Below are 15,248 nucleotides of genomic sequence, written 5' to 3' on the forward strand. Positions count from 1 at the left end.
AATAATCAACTAACGAGTTATGTGATTTTTAAACCAATATTCTGCAATATCCTGACGACGACATACCCAGACACGATCGTGCATTTGAATATAGTCGAGGAATCTTTGTAAGGCTTTAAAGCGACCCGGACGCCCTAAAATACGGCAGTGCATTCCAATAGACATCATTTTTGGTGCAGTTTCACCTTCTGCATACAGCACATCAAAACTATCTTTTAAATATTGGAAAAACTGCTCTGAGCTATTAAATCCGCCCGGTGAGCAGAACTTCATGTCGTTACATTCGAGCGTATAAGGAATAATGAGATGAGGACGTGATGCACCAGCCGTATCGGTTAGTGTGGTCCAAAAAGGCAGATCATCACCATAATAATCAGAGTCGTATTGTATTTGCGGAAACTCTGCGAGTAACTGACGGGTATTAGGACTATCACGTCCGGTATACCAACCTATACTCTTATTTCCAAACAAGTTTTCTAAAACTGATAAGGCTTGTTCCATGTGCTGTTTTTCGACTTCAATGTCGGTATCTTGATAGTGAAGCCAGCGGTAGCCATGAGAAACGACATCATAATCAGCTTCTTTAATTGCTTCGACAATATAAGGGTTACGGGCCAGCGCCATGGCAACGCCGAAGATAGTCATTGGAAGCTTGCGCCGTTGGAACTCACTATGGATGCGCCAAAAACCAGCACGTGAACCATATTCGTACATAGAGTCCATCGACATATGCTTAGCTGGATAGCTTGCAGCACCAATAATTTCTGATAAAAACTGCTCCGAACCTTCGTCGCCGTGTTCAATATGCTTTTCGCCACCTTCTTCATAATTCAACACAAATTGCACGGCAATCTTAGCATTATTGGGCCATTTCACCTCTGGAGGCTGTCCGTGATAACCGATTAAATCACGTGAATAAGGAGACTTTTGAATCTGCTCAATGAGTTCTGCTCCAGATAGATAAGATTCGGTCACAATTGCTCTCCTTTTGTTCAATTTTTCATAAAAATTTAAAAAATCAGCTTGCATATTTTTATAGATGGACTGATATTGAAGGTATGAAGATCTTCAAAATAAATTAAAAGCAGTACGTTTAAGTCAGGAGATAACAAACCATTACACCATCAAAATGTACAATTAAAGTCAGTTCATGCATGCTTAAAACATGCCAACATAAAAAAGTTTTGCATAGAAAAGATCCACAGTAAGAAAGAGAGGATGGTATTTATGAATATTGAAATCCGCACAGATAAAAACATCCATAATAGTGAACGTTTAATTACTTATGTACGTGCAGAACTTACTCAAGAATTCCAACGTCATAGCGAACGTATTACACATTTCTCGGTTCATTTTAGTGATGAAAATGGGGACAAAGGTGGCGATAAAGATATCCACTGTATGATCGAAGCACGTCCTGCTGGCTTGAAACCAGTGGCAGTGCACCATAAAGCAGGAAATATTGATGCCTCAATTCACGGTGCGATTGAAAAACTAAAACGTAGCCTTGAACATACTTTTGAGAAAAAGGAACACCCGAGAGGTGGTCAACCAGAATTCATTGATGATGAAGTTTAAAAATTGCTAAAAAGCCCTTCGGGGCTTTTTTTATGAAAAATAAAAAAGACGGATAAAAACTCTTCACAACTTTTGGTTTGCAATGCAATAGCATTGACCTCTAAAATCTTCATCAGAGATTAGGCATAATAGCCCTAATATATTTTTGAGAGATGGTCATGTTAACCACCCAGCAGCAGGCTTTAATTAAAGCCATAGAAGAATTAGAACTTACGCAAGTACAAAAATTACTTGCTGAGGGGCTTGATCCGAATTTCATTGATCCGGAACAAGGGCCACCTGTATCAATTATTTGTGATGGAATTTTTAAATGGTGGGAAGATGTCTCGGAAGCGTATGAAGCAGGCACTCCCTTATCAAAAGAAGAAAAAGATCAAGCATTACAAGTTTATCTCGATATCCTTGAAGCCTTAATTCAGGCAAAGGCAAATGTTCATCTTTGGGATGCAGAAGAATTTTATGGTCCACTATGGGATGCAGCAAGTTCGGCATGCGCACCAGCGGTTCAACGTTTACTTGATGAAAAAGTTGATCCAAACACACGTGATGAAGAAGGACTTACCATTTTATCTTCAATCAGTCAGTTGTTCTTTGATTGTGATTTTGATGAAATAGATTGGTCAGAAGCGCTTCAAGAAGAGCGTGAAACACTAGAGTTATTGCGCCATCATGGAGCAAAAATGTCAAAAGAACTAACTACTTGATTGGAATATAGAATGAGAACATTTCAAATTTTAACTTTTGCTCTGACCACTGTTGCCGCAGGAAGTAGTTTTGCCGCAGAGTTCTCGTTTGACCGTCCAGGTTCGGGCTTCGGAACAGGTATCACTCCAGTGGGGCAGTTAGCTTGGGAACAAGGTTTGCCAAGTGCAACTTATACAGAAGCAACTGTTGATGGCGTGAAAGAAAAAACCGTAACTGTACATGGTGATATGTTATTCCGTACAGGTTTGGCGAAAGACTTAGAATTACAATTGGGTTGGCAAGGTCCAGGTTGGACTCAAACCAAGCGCGCTGGTAAAAAGACAGATACTTCTGGTTTAGGTGATGTAAGCATCGGCTTAAAAAAAGCGATTGATTTAAATGATGAAAATTTAACAATGGCTGTATTGGCTCAAGCGCTTATTGCAACGGGTAATGATGAGTTTACTGAACATGACGATATTTATAGTTTAAGTTCGGCAGTGGCTTATCAGTATAATGATTTAATCAATACTGCAATTACGATGCGTTACGAAGTGCAAAACAGCAACTGGGCTGTAACAGCCATTCCAACAATCAATTATAAAATTGCTGGCAAACTTTCTGGCTATTCTGAATTTGTTTACCGTAAAGCTGAAAGCCAAGACTACCAATATGGTTTAGGTACAGGTTTAGTGTATGCAGTTAATAAACGTACTCAACTTGATGCAAGTGTAGGTGTCGATTTAGAGGGTCAAGATAAAGGCTACCATGGTGGCTTGGGCATGGCATTCTTATTTTGATAAAACCAACTTGAATTGATGTTAATGAAAAAGCTTATTTCTCAGGGAATTATTTATTTTCTAGCAGCTGCTAGTTTTGTATTGAGCCAGTTTGTTTTTGCAGAAGATAAGCTACTTTCACCCGAACAGGCTTTTTCATTTTCGGTTGAATCGCCACAATCGCATACCGCAAAGTTAGCGTGGCAGATTCAGCCAAATTATTATTTGTATCAGCATAAATTTACTGTCCAGCAGGGTAATCAACCTTTAGCTTTAAATTTGCCTAAAGCCGTTTCTCAATATGATGAGAACTATGGGCAAAGTCAGGTTTATTACCATCAAGTCAACTTCCAGATTAAGACTAAACCTTCAGAGCACTACACTGTAACTTGGCAAGGCTGTGCCAAAGACCGTATTTGTTATCCACCACAAACTATTGAGTTTCAAACCGATGCAGATGGTCTGGTTGGTGTACAAAATCAAGCAGGAACAGCACAGAAACGCTTATTAGATTTGGCAAATAAACCAGTATCTCAAGAACCTTTAGAAGATCCGACAAGTTCAGAAAATAAAGCTGAAGCGGCCGCTCCCCAAATTGCACAAGACCAGATTTGGTCAGCTAAATTAATTGAACACTCACTTTGGTATGGTGTTTTATTGTTTTTAGGTTTAGGCATGCTGCTTGCATTTACGCCATGTTCTTTACCAATGTTGCCAATTTTAACCTCACTGATTATTCGAGAACATAAGGGTTTAAAGGCTTGGACCATTGCACTTACCTTTGTGTGTAGTATGGCATTGGTTTATGCAGGTCTAGGTTTAATTGCTTCTTCAGCAGGGCTAAATTTCCAACGCTGGTTACAACAGCCTGCTACGCTTATCGCGTTTAGTTTACTGTTTGTAGTTTTTGCGCTGAATCTATTTGGATTGTTTGAGCTTCGTTTACCGCAAACGTGGTTAAATCGGCTTGATCGTATTCAGTCTATGCAACAAGGTGGTACTTTGGTTGGTGCCGGGGTCATGGGCGTAGTTTCTGCGCTCTTGGTTGGTCCATGTATGACTGCACCTTTAGCTGGAACCTTATTATTTATTTCTCAAACCCAGAACCAATGGCAAGGTGCTTTGCTTTTATTCTGTCTAGGTTTTGGGATGGGAATTCCTTTACTCATTGCCAGTGTTTTAGGTGCAAAGTTCTTACCTAAAGCAGGTGACTGGATGCATCAGATTAAAGTAATTTTTGCTTTTCTGATGTTAGGATTAAGTCTTTATTTTATTCGCCCTTTATTGCCAGATTGGGGCATGCAAGTGCTTAGTTTATTGCTAGGGCTGGCTTTTATTATTTATGCGCTGTATCAGTTCTTTTGGAAAAAAGGGCAGTTACAGTGGCTATATGCCTTACTACTTTTATTGGTAACGCCATTTGTTGCTTATAACCAGTATCAGCATTTTCAAAATCGAAGTTTGCAAAGTTCCGACCATATGGCTGAATGGCATGTTGCAACTACAGCCGCAGACTTTCAGAAAATTTTAGCAGCAGCGCCTGCTGATCGGGCTATTGTCGTTGATGTCTATGCAGACTGGTGTGTGGCTTGTCAGCCTATTGAACATCGTATTTTAAAAGCACCAGAAGTTCAGTCAGCTCTTGCGCCTTACTACCTCATTAAGCTTGATTTGAGTCATTATGATCAGTCACATGAAGCTCTACTCAAGCAGTGGAATATTCTTGGGCCACCAACGTATCTCTTTTTAAATAAGCAACAACAAGAAATTCGTTCTTTGCGTTTAACAGGTGCCTTTAGTCAGCAAGAGCTTTTGCAACAGCTTGCAAGTTTATCGAAAGCTAAATAGTCAAATTGATTTTATATGTGGTATTTGTTGAAAAGTGCGGACCTGATTACGCCCTGAAGCCTTTACCGCATAAAGTGCTTCATCGGCCTGTCGAATCACAACGTAGGGATCGTTTGCAAAAGCAGAGCTACTAATTCCAAAGCTTGCACTTACATGAATCTGAATATTCTGATTATTGAAAATAGATAACCCTTGTAAGGCAAGTCGGCAACGTTCCGCAATTTTTTCCGCTTGAATAATGTCGGTATGAGGGAGTAATAAAATAAATTCTTCTCCACCAAATCGACCAATGATGTCTTCATTACGTAAATTTTCAGAAAGACATTGAGCAATTTTAATCAGGACCTGATCGCCCTGATGATGTCCATATACATCATTAATTTTTTTAAAATGGTCTATGTCGAGAAGGACTAAAGCATAATCGAATTTTTGTTCGTGCAGTGTTTCAAGATGCGCATTTAAACTGCGTCTATTTAATACATTAGTTAATGGGTCGATCTGGCTTAAGCGTTGAATATAAGTTTCTCTTTGGCGCCATTGAGTTAGTAGAATTTCAAATAAAATAAAGCACGCCACTAAAATCGGCATAATAAAAAACAGCATACTCCCTAACCAAAATGGATTGGTTTGAGCATGTCGGATAGCCGTGAAGTTAAATAGTGGAGCGTAGGGTATAACCCCATTCATACTTAAATAAGTACATACAGCTAAAATAATTGTTGCTGGTATAAAAGCGCTATAAACAATTTTTCTTTCAAATAAAACTAAACCTACGCCAATCGTACCTACATAACCGACCATTGTGGCTGGGCTGATACTTCCTATTAAATAACCATCGTGACACAGCATGAGCATAAAGGCTTGCACGCTAATAAGAGGAACAATTTTTTGAGCCCAGTCTTGGTCTTTATAGCGGTAACACGGAATAATCAGCAAAGCTAATAAAAATAAGGTCAATAAGTTGAGCCAGAGCTGTGATTCGACTAAAGGTAAATTTGACCATTGCCAGACACTAGGCGTTATTAAGATATAGCCTTTCCATAAAATCCAACTGAAATTCATTGCACAGGCGAGGGTCAGCATCAGTGCACTTTTTTGTAACGGGGTCCAGTTAATAATATGATTGTTATGGATGAATTCGAGAATCACCTGTTTTATTTTATTTATAGGATGAGTGATTAAACGAATTTTCATAATAATAAAGGAACTCCTAAATAGTGATATCTCTTCTTCAGATCATCCTAAAATGGGGGAGTTTGAATGATTCATAACCTAAACATACCATGATTCACTCATTAAACCTTAAGATTAAAGTTTTTATAAATAAGATGAAGTGAGAGGTATTTCAAACTCATCACTTCATTCATTTTAATTAAGTTTTATCAAGTTCATGAGCAAATTCGGCAATATCTGCCATCGCATGTTTTGCTTCGTCGAACCAAGCATTAAACATCTGGAAGTTATGCCACATGCCTGTATAAAGTTTAAAATGTACTTTGACACCTGCTTCTTCAGCTTTTTCTCTAAAGCGTTTTGCATCGTCTAATAAAATTTCTTTAGAACCCACCTGTACTAAAGTCGGTGGTAAACCTTCTAAGTTATCAAAAATAGGCGAAACACGTGGGTCATCTGCTGCAATATGGTTGCCAATATAATGTTGAATACCTATTTGCAGAGCTTCAAGAGAAAGCAAGGCATCATGTTTTTGGTTAAATCTTAAAGATTCACTGGTTAAGGTTAAATCTAAGAAAGGTGACAATAAAATTAGACCGCTTGGCATGAGTTCGGGTTGTTCTTTTAAACGCAAGCAAAGTGCCAAAGCTAAATTAGCCCCGCATGAATCGCCCGATAAAATAATATCTTTGGGCTGAATACCTTGAACTAATAATGATTGATATACGTCATATAATGCTTCGATCGCTTCAGGATATGGATGTTCCGGTGCAAGTGGATAGTCCACATGAATGATTTGCATTTGGGTGCGGGCAGCTAAATCCGTCATAAATGCATGATGGGTTTTTACACTGCCCAGAAAAAAAGCGCCGCCGTGAATATGAAAAATAAGCTGGGTTGCTGAATCCTGAGCTTTAATTTCCTCACCTTTTACACCAGCAAGTCGGATCGGACGAACAGTTACATTTTCTTGTTTTGGAAATGCTCGGCAAAGTTGTTCAAGCATAGGGCGTAAAGCAGTTGGAGGTAAATTCAACTGACTTGGTTTGCGAATTGCTGTTTTAAGAAATGTTTCTGTTAAATAATATTTTAAAACGTTTGGTATATTCATATAGTATCCGCTTATGTTAATAACTTGTTTCCCTATAAATTTTATTTTTCAAGGTTACAAGGTTACACGAAACAGTCACATTCAAAAATTGCAATATCGTTGCGAGTTTTGAATACTGAAGTCTTGAAAGACCCAAGGATATTACAAAAATGAAAAAGATTGCTTTAGCTTTAGGACTTGTTGGTATGGCTGCATTTGCCAATGCGGCTGACCCACTAAACGGAACGGTATGGAAAACGATTGATGACCAAACCAATAAGCCCAAAGCCGTAGTAAAGTTTACGGAACAGAAGGATGGAACCTTAACTGCAACCATTCAAAGCATTTTGACACCAGGTGAAGAAAACTCTTGTACAAAATGTGAAGGTCCGTATAAAAACAAACCGCTTAAAGGTGTGACCATTGTACATAATCTAAAAAATGTAGGTGGTACCAGTTATGAAAACGGTACAATTTTAGACCCTAAATCTGGCAAAACTTACAAATTAAAAGGTGAGTTGGCTGAGGGTGGTAAAAAGCTTAAATTACGCGGCTATATTGGTGTTTCAGCATTGGGCCGTAACCAAACGTGGATTCGTGCCAACTAAATCTGTGAATAAAAAAACGAGCCATTTGGCTCGTTTTTTTATGCATTTAAGTTTTGATAGGCAGTTTCATCAAAACCCACCAGAAAACCTTTAGAGGTCTGTAGAACTGGTCGTTTAATTAAGCTTGGCTGAGCAATAAGTGCTTCAATAAGATGATCTTCGCTGCTTAAAGCACGAGTTTGTTCATCTTCAGATAGTTTTTTCCACGTAGTACCTTTCTTGTTGAGAACGGTATCTTGTCCAATTTCTTTTAACCAGATTTTCAAGGTATCGGCATCAATCCCTTGTTTCTTATAGTCGTGAAATTCGTAACTCAAACCTTTTGCTTGTAAGGCATCAAATGCTTTTTTCATTGAATTACAGTTTTTAATACCATAAATTTTTAACATTTTATCGGACCATGTCAAAAAGAAAGAACACACAGCCTAACCCAAAATGCATTTGGGCACTACTTTATACCGATACTTTTAAAACAAATGAAAAATAATGATTAAAACAATAAAGAATGTCATGTTATTGTCATAAGACAAGGTAATAATGAACTCAATAAGAAGAATCTAGAAAACTAAAAGAACTTAGCGCAAAAAATAAGAGATAGAAAAGAGAAAACCCGCATTTAATCATCCTGATCATGCGGGTCTCATTTCAACGTCCATTGTCACATCCTTGCAAATAAACTTATCTTAAGTTTATTTTATCTTCCTACGGCGTCCTATCCTTTTGCGTCATCCTGACTGCTTCCCTGTGCCGTGGGGCTATAATGCCGTTAAACGTGTGTAAGAAAAATACTCAAAAACGACATGTGTTGTAAGCAAAAACGACAATGTAAGTGAACACTTGTTCACCTAATCTTGAATTTTATAGTCGATGATAACTGGAGCATGATCGCTAAACCATTGATCTTTATAAACCCATGCATTTACTGTGCGTGTTTTCCAGTCTGGTGAACATGCTTGGTAGTCAATACGCCACCCTACGTTTTTCGCACGAGCTTGTCCGCGATTTGACCACCATGAGTACAATTCGGCTTCTGTTCTTACCACACGGAAGGTGTCTACATAGCCAAGTTCATCATAAATATGATCAAGCCAAGCACGTTCATGAGGTAAACAGCCAGACGACTTTTGGTTGCCCGACCAGTTTTTAATATCAATCCGTTTATGAACGATGTTGTAATCGCCACAAATAATGATGGACTTATTCTCATCACGCCATTGTTTTAAGATTTTTGCGTATTCACCCAAAAATAAATCTTTACGTGCCTGCGCTTCTTCACCACTTGAGCCCGAAGGTAAGTATAATGATGCAATATGTACGGGATGTGACAAACCTAAATCGAATTCGGCAGAAATGAAGCGGCCTTGACTATCGGCCAATTCAAACCCTAAACCATCTTTAATAGAGACAAAGGGTAAGCGGCTATAAATTGCAGTACCTGCGTAACCTGCACGCTCTGCTGGAAAGAGATGGGTATGCCATCCCTCGGGTCTAAACTTTTCAGTCCATTGTTCATGGGTAATGCGGCTTTCCTGCATGCATACGACATCGGCATCGGATTGTTCTAACCATTCAAGTAAGCCTTTCGTCACTGAAGAACGTAAGCCATTTACGTTAATGGAAACGACTCGAAGAATTTTTACATCACTTGGATACTGATCCTTTGGTATCATGCGAAAATTTAACCTCAATTGTGAATTTGGAGCACCTCATGACAACGCCTGTGTCATTTCACCCGCAAGCATTTATCGAACTCGCATTATCACGCGGTGTGCTTAAATTTGGTGAGTTTACTTTAAAATCTGGACGCGTGAGTCCTTATTTTTTTAATGCAGGCCTACTCAACGATGGTGAAGCTTTATCTCTTTTAGCACAAGGCTATGCCGATAAATTAACACAATGCGAAAATGTTGATGTGATTTTTGGCCCAGCTTACAAAGGTATTCCATTTGTAGCTGCGACTGCTGTTGCTTTGTCGCAAACACATAACAAGAGCGTGCCATGGGGTTTTAACCGTAAAGAAGCGAAAGATCATGGCGAAGGTGGTGTTTTAGTTGGTGCTGCGGTTGAAGGTAAAAAAGTCTGGATTATTGATGACGTGATTACCGCAGGTACAGCGATTCGCGAAGTGGTAACGATTTTGAAAAATGCCGGTGCAACTATTGCGGGTGTTTTAGTTGCGCTAGATCGTCAAGAACGTGGTCAAGGTGAACTTTCTGCAATTCAGGAAGTTCAAAAAGAATTAGAAATTCCTGTGCATGCACTGATTACTATGAAGGACTTAATGGATTATTTAGAAGCGAAAGGCGAAAAAGAAGCGCTAGCTAATATGCAAGCTTACCGTGAAAAATACGGCATCTAAAAATAAAAAGGCATACCTCTAAAATAGGAGTATGCCTTTTTAATATTTTTACTTAGAACTGATAATTCAAACGCAATAACACATTACGTGGTGTGCCTGGCATGCTGTCCGAACGCCAGTATTCTTTATTAGTTAAATTGTTCACCGCAAGTGTGACATTCCATGGGGCTGCACTATAGCCAATCGCTGCATCGACACGGTTAAAGCCTTCCATTTTTACCTGATTATTAATATTTGGATAATACGACCCGACATAAGTCACGCCCACTTCGGTATACCACTGCTCGGTTGGTAAATAACGAACAAATAAATTACCTGTGTTCTTAGATGTGTTGGCTAAATAGTTGCCTTCACGATCAGGATTTTGCTTGTCTTCTTTTACTTTTGCATCGGTATAGCCATACCCACCGCGAACAAAGACATTATCAAGTACACGCCCAATAAAGCTAAATTCGAGACCACGAGATTGATGCTGACCCGCAGTTGCCCATACATCTGGCTCACTGTCTGGGTTTGGTTTATAGCGAATATTATTTTTACGAATATCAAAGACAGAAAATTGAGTATTTAACCGATTATCTAACCATTCACTTTTTACACCCACTTCGTATTGCTCATTATATTGAGGCTCTTTATCCATTTTTGTGACATCGGTGCTCCCAGTAACTTGGTTAACACCCATTTGTCCGCCAAATGGTGCAAAACTCTTAGAGTAAGACGTATAAAAACTATGTTCTGGAACGGGTTGCCAGACTAAACCCACATTTGGACTAAGACTACTGTCTTTTACATTACGATGATCATTATTAAGTTTATTGGTAGTTGAAAAGTCAAAGTAATCATAACGTAGGCCCATCATGAGTTTAAGTTGGTCATTTAGACCAATTAAATCCTGAACAAATACACCATAAGTGGTACCTTCATTGTAGTTATGTTGGCTAATTAAAAGAGGGCCATTGCCACGACTATATTCACGTTCACCAGTGAGCGGATTAACGTAACCATAAATGGCTGAACCGTTTTGAGTCTTATTGGCTAGACGTGGTTCTCGTTGCTCATAGGTCCAGTCTGTACCGACCATAATTTGGTGCTCAAGCGAGCCTGTTTTGAATTTGCCCTTAATATCAAAGGTATTGGTTGTGGTCTTATTGCTAGTTTGTTGCCAATAGTAAATTTGATTGATATAGCCTTTTTTTGTTGTACAGGTTTTGCCTTTTAAATCTTTGCCATCTAACCCACAATAAGTCCCAAAATAAAAGTGGTCAAAGTTCTGTTCTGCTTGACGGTAACTCGCTGCCCAGTGGAAGTTCCAGTCAGGTGCATATTCATAATTTACATCGGTGCGGACCACTTGCAAAATATCATCAACATAATCGCCATCTTGGGCAAATCCTGTTTTGATGGATGTACCTGCAGGTAGATTTTCACGCGTTGGCCCACGGTCAGGAACTCGACCTAATTTGTCATAGGTATATTGTGTGGTCCAAGTGAGTGTTCCATCGTCATTTTTATAGGTAAAGCTTGGAGAGAGCATCTCAATTTTATTTTTAATACCTGAGCGGAAGCTGCCTGCCTCGCCATATTCTCCAGTCAAACGTACTGCTAAATTGTCGTTAAGTACTTGGTTGATGTCAGCCGTTGTTCCGTAATTATCGTATGAACCCGCATATGCGCCAACTGAACTTTTAGAGTCAAAATTGGCAAACTTACTCACCATATTTACAACCCCACCACCAGCGCTACGACCATACAAAACCGAAGCAGGGCCTTTTAAAATTTCAATACGTTCGATATTGGCTGTACTGCGGCGTACTTGTCCACTTTCACGTATACCATCGCGGTAAATATCGCCTGTGTCTGCACCAAAACCACGAATCGTGATCCCATCGCCGCGCATATCGTAACTGGTTGATACGCCTGGTGTACCTTGCAGCATGACGCTTAAGTCATTTGATCCATAAATTTTATATTTTTGAACATCAATAGTATCAATAGTTTGCGGAATATCTTTTTTGTCTAAACCATTACGTGTGACATTGGCTTTGTCATAGTCGATATAACTTTTGATGGGATCGAGTTCACTCATCGCTTCAATTTTTATAGTTGGCATGACTGCTGCAACTTTTGAAGATGAGTCCGCTAATTCCTCTGCGTAGGCACCTTGAATATTCAAGATCATTAAACTGAGTAGGCTAAGTGGGAACGAGCTTTTAATTTGGGGAGATGATATAGAAATTTTTAACATAAAAATAAAGTCAATTAACAAAAATAAAAGTATAAATGATAATTATAATCATTTAATTGTTTAGAATAAAAGAACTATTGCTTATAAAATTATCGTGATAGATTTTTAATTGTTGATTTTAAAAAAATAATTCATGTGATGAATAATTGCTTGATTGAAATGATTAGTTTTATTTATGAATAGAGGTTTGAAGAGGGTGCTTCATTATTAAAAAACACCCTTAGAGTTAAGCATTGTTTTTGAGCACATCTACAATATCCATTTCTGGATCATAGTTTTCATCAATCGTTTTGCAAATTGCTTGGCCCACAATCACTTGAGTACCATTAAAGGTCATGGTGGGTGCTTCATATAATTCCCAGCCATGATTGAGCGCTTTAGTCACTCGTGCGCAAAAAGCAGAGTCATCAGGGCCTGTTAAATAGCGATAAAGTTTCATCTTTAGCCTTTAAAAAATAATATTTTATGACCTTAGTTTAACTGAGTTTATCTGAATTCAAGATAAAGAAATAACAGATAAGGTTTTACTGAAATTAAGAAAAACGAGTGAAAAATCTCAGTTATACTCATACTAATTTAAATTTTAAGAAGAGCTTGAGCATGCGTGTACTTGTCGTCATGGATCCGATTGAAACCGTAAATCTGAAAAAGGATTCAACCATGGCAATGTTGTGGGCGGCGAGCCGTCGTGGACATGAATTAGGTTATGCATTACAGCAAGATTTATATATCGATCAAGGTAAGGCTTACGGTCTCATCTCTCCGTTAAAAGTTTTTGAAGATTACAGCCATTATTATGAGTTAGGCGAAAAGAAAAAAGAATCAATCGCGGCTTATGATGTTGTACTCATGCGTAAAGATCCGCCTTTTGACATGAACTTTGTCTACACGACTTATGTGCTTGAGCAAGCTGAGCGTGAAGGCGCATGGATTGTTAACAAGCCTCAATCACTGCGTGATTGCAATGAAAAACTTTTTGCTACGCAGTTTCCAGAGCTACAAGTGCCTACACTTGTGACATCACAGCAGAGCCTGATTCGTGAATTTATTAAAGAACATGGCGATGTGATTGTTAAGCCACTTGATGGTATGGGCGGGATGGGTATTTTCCGTTTATACCAAGACGGTGTAAATATTGGTTCTACATTGGAAATGTTGACAGAATTAGGCACTCGTCCAATTATGGCTCAGCGTTATATTCCTGAAATTGTAGAAGGGGATAAACGAATTCTAATGGTGAATGGTGAACCTGTTCCGTACTGTCTAGCTCGTATTCCACAAAATGGTGAAGTGCGCGGTAACTTGGCAGCAGGTGGTTTAGGCCAAGCGCGTCCACTTACTGAAAATGACAAATTCATTGCAGCGAAAATCGGGCCTTTCTTACGTGAAAAAGGATTGGTATTTGTTGGGCTTGATGTGATTGGTAATTATGTGACTGAAATTAATGTGACTAGCCCAACCTGTATTCGTGAAATTGATGCTCAATTTGGTACATCAATTGCCGATGATCTATTCGACGTATTAGAAGCGGGTCGTCCTGCTCAATAATCCAGTTTGAGTGATTTCCTAAGCGAATGCTGGGAAATCACCTAAAAATATATCAATTAATAAAACCATAATATGAAATACGCTAGCGCTTTGTAGGCATATTTTCAAAAAAGCACATCTTTCTGTTATAAACGAGTGAAATTCGCTTTTCGTTAATGAAGCTTTAGGATTAAAATAAACGGCTACAAAAATAGATGACAATTTCCATTGTTTTTTGAGTTGAAGAATTAGACCGTGACAGATTCACAGCAAAGCAAACCTAAACATGTCATGATGATGGCTGCCGGTACTGGTGGACATGTTTTTCCAGCCCTCGCCGTAGCCAAACAACTTCAACAGCAAGGTTGTCAAGTTTCATGGTTAGCCACGCCAACAGGTATGGAAAATCGGTTATTAAAAGATCAAAATATTCCAATATATCAAATTGATATTCAAGGCGTACGTGGCAACGGAGTCATCCGTAAACTTGCTGCGCCTTTTAAAATTTTAAAAGCAACTTTTAGCGCGATGCGCTATATGAAACAGCTTAAAGTTGATGCAGTAGCTGGCTTTGGTGGCTATGTTGCAGGACCGGGTGGTCTGGCTGCTCGCTTATTAGGTATTCCTGTTCTCATTCATGAGCAAAATGCAGTTGCCGGTTTTACCAATGCACAGTTGTCACGTGTAGCTAAAGTAGTATGCGAAGCATTTCCAAATACTTTTCCTGCGAGCGAAAAAGTGGTCACTACCGGAAATCCGGTACGCCGCGAAATTACAGATATTTTAAGCCCCAAATGGCGCTACGATGAGCGTGAGCAAGCGGGTAAGCCGTTAAATATTTTAATTGTGGGTGGGTCATTAGGTGCAAAAGCACTTAATGAACGTTTACCGCCGGCATTAAAACAACTTCAAGTGCCACTGAATATTTTCCATCAATGTGGTCAGCAACAGGTTGAGGCGACTCAAGCTTTGTACGCAGATGCGCCAGCAAATTTAACTGTACAGGTTTTGCCTTTTATTGAAGATATGGCAAAAGCCTATAGCGAAGCAGACCTAATTATTTGCCGTGCGGGCGCTTTAACTGTGACAGAAGTTGCTACCGCTGGAGTTGCAGCAGTTTTTGTGCCGCTTCCAATCGCGGTAGATGACCACCAAACTGCAAATGCCAAATTTCTGGCCGATGTCGGAGCTGCAAAAATTTGCCAGCAATCGACCATGACACCAGAAGTTTTAAATCAATTGTTTACTACGTTGATGAACCGCCAATTGCTTACAGAAATGGCAGTGAAAGCGCGTCAACATGCCCAACCAAATGCAACTCAGCATGTGGTTGATCTTATTCAAAAAATGTAATCGG

15 protein-coding genes are annotated in these 15,248 nt (G+C 39.1%); 8 read left to right on the top strand and 7 right to left on the bottom strand.

The genetic code is table 11. The annotated features are described in order from the left end of the window. Window positions 1-9 precede the first annotated feature (9 nt). Entirely contained in the window at window positions 10-975 is a 966-nt protein-coding gene (gene puuE, locus F984_RS19015) for an allantoinase PuuE (protein WP_004711462.1), read from the bottom strand. Between the two features lie 252 nt (window positions 976-1,227). Here puuE and F984_RS19020 point away from each other — a divergent pair, with 252 nt between their 5' ends. The 4 genes from F984_RS19020 to dsbD all read left to right on the top strand — a co-directional run bounded on the left by F984_RS19020 (window position 1,228) and on the right by dsbD (window position 4,889). After that, entirely contained in the window at window positions 1,228-1,578 is a 351-nt protein-coding gene (locus F984_RS19020) for an HPF/RaiA family ribosome-associated protein (RefSeq protein ID WP_002053923.1), read from the top strand. A gap of 158 nt (window positions 1,579-1,736) precedes the next feature. Then, window positions 1,737-2,282, top strand: a complete 546-nt coding sequence (locus tag F984_RS19025; protein WP_004711466.1) for an ankyrin repeat domain-containing protein — start codon at window positions 1,737-1,739, stop codon at window positions 2,280-2,282. A gap of 12 nt (window positions 2,283-2,294) precedes the next feature. Then, on the top strand, window positions 2,295-3,062 hold the full coding sequence (locus F984_RS19030; protein ID WP_002053755.1) for a transporter: 768 nt from the start codon (window positions 2,295-2,297) through the stop codon (window positions 3,060-3,062). 18 nt (window positions 3,063-3,080) lie between these two features. Beyond that, window positions 3,081-4,889, top strand: a complete 1,809-nt coding sequence (gene dsbD / locus F984_RS19035) for a protein-disulfide reductase DsbD (RefSeq protein ID WP_004711468.1) — start codon at window positions 3,081-3,083, stop codon at window positions 4,887-4,889. On the opposite strand, the gene F984_RS19040 is transcribed toward dsbD, so the two are convergent. Further along, a complete protein-coding gene (locus F984_RS19040) occupies window positions 4,890-6,083 on the bottom strand; it encodes a GGDEF domain-containing protein (protein WP_004711470.1) in 1,194 nt (397 codons plus the stop codon). It lies immediately after the preceding gene. A 178-nt stretch (window positions 6,084-6,261) separates the two neighbouring features. Next, entirely contained in the window at window positions 6,262-7,173 is a 912-nt protein-coding gene (locus F984_RS19045; RefSeq protein WP_004711471.1) for an alpha/beta hydrolase, read from the bottom strand. 149 nt (window positions 7,174-7,322) lie between these two features. On the opposite strand from F984_RS19045, the gene F984_RS19050 reads away from it, so the two are divergent. Further along, on the top strand, window positions 7,323-7,760 hold the full coding sequence (locus F984_RS19050) for a DUF2147 domain-containing protein (RefSeq protein ID WP_002053814.1): 438 nt from the start codon (window positions 7,323-7,325) through the stop codon (window positions 7,758-7,760). A 38-nt stretch (window positions 7,761-7,798) separates the two neighbouring features. Here the strand turns inward: F984_RS19050 and F984_RS19055 are convergent, their stop codons facing one another. Together F984_RS19055 and F984_RS19060 are read right to left on the bottom strand one after the other, a co-directional pair. After that, window positions 7,799-8,149 carry an arsenate reductase gene (locus tag F984_RS19055; protein ID WP_002053925.1) on the bottom strand — a complete coding sequence of 117 codons (351 nt, stop codon included), beginning with the start codon at window positions 8,147-8,149 and terminating at the stop codon, window positions 7,799-7,801. 456 nt (window positions 8,150-8,605) lie between these two features. Then, window positions 8,606-9,430, bottom strand: a complete 825-nt coding sequence (locus F984_RS19060) for an exodeoxyribonuclease III (RefSeq protein ID WP_004711474.1) — start codon at window positions 9,428-9,430, stop codon at window positions 8,606-8,608. Window positions 9,431-9,468: 38 nt separating this feature from the next. Here F984_RS19060 and pyrE point away from each other — a divergent pair, with 38 nt between their 5' ends. Then, window positions 9,469-10,119 (top strand): orotate phosphoribosyltransferase, encoded by a 651-nt coding sequence (gene pyrE, locus F984_RS19065; RefSeq protein ID WP_000211303.1) that lies wholly within the window; start codon window positions 9,469-9,471, stop codon window positions 10,117-10,119. A 52-nt stretch (window positions 10,120-10,171) separates the two neighbouring features. Here pyrE and F984_RS19070 read toward each other — a convergent pair whose 3' ends face one another. Beyond that, the gene (locus F984_RS19070) at window positions 10,172-12,364 is read right to left on the bottom strand and encodes a TonB-dependent receptor (protein ID WP_004711475.1); all 2,193 of its coding nucleotides are present in this window, start codon (window positions 12,362-12,364) and stop codon (window positions 10,172-10,174) included. Window positions 12,365-12,590: 226 nt separating this feature from the next. Continuing rightward, window positions 12,591-12,803: a DUF1737 domain-containing protein gene (locus F984_RS19075; protein WP_004711478.1), complete on the bottom strand. Its 213-nt coding sequence runs from the start codon at window positions 12,801-12,803 to the stop codon at window positions 12,591-12,593. A 161-nt stretch (window positions 12,804-12,964) separates the two neighbouring features. On the opposite strand from F984_RS19075, the gene gshB reads away from it, so the two are divergent. Both gshB and murG read left to right on the top strand, forming a co-directional pair. Continuing rightward, the gene (gene gshB, locus F984_RS19080; protein ID WP_004711479.1) at window positions 12,965-13,912 is read left to right on the top strand and encodes a glutathione synthase; all 948 of its coding nucleotides are present in this window, start codon (window positions 12,965-12,967) and stop codon (window positions 13,910-13,912) included. A gap of 234 nt (window positions 13,913-14,146) precedes the next feature. Next, the gene (gene murG / locus F984_RS19085) at window positions 14,147-15,244 is read left to right on the top strand and encodes an undecaprenyldiphospho-muramoylpentapeptide beta-N-acetylglucosaminyltransferase (RefSeq protein ID WP_000132437.1); all 1,098 of its coding nucleotides are present in this window, start codon (window positions 14,147-14,149) and stop codon (window positions 15,242-15,244) included. The last annotated feature ends 4 nt before the right edge of the window (window positions 15,245-15,248 follow it).

It is taken from the genome of Acinetobacter nosocomialis NIPH 2119 (genome assembly GCF_000368085.1).
Classification (GTDB): domain Bacteria; phylum Pseudomonadota; class Gammaproteobacteria; order Pseudomonadales; family Moraxellaceae; genus Acinetobacter; species Acinetobacter nosocomialis.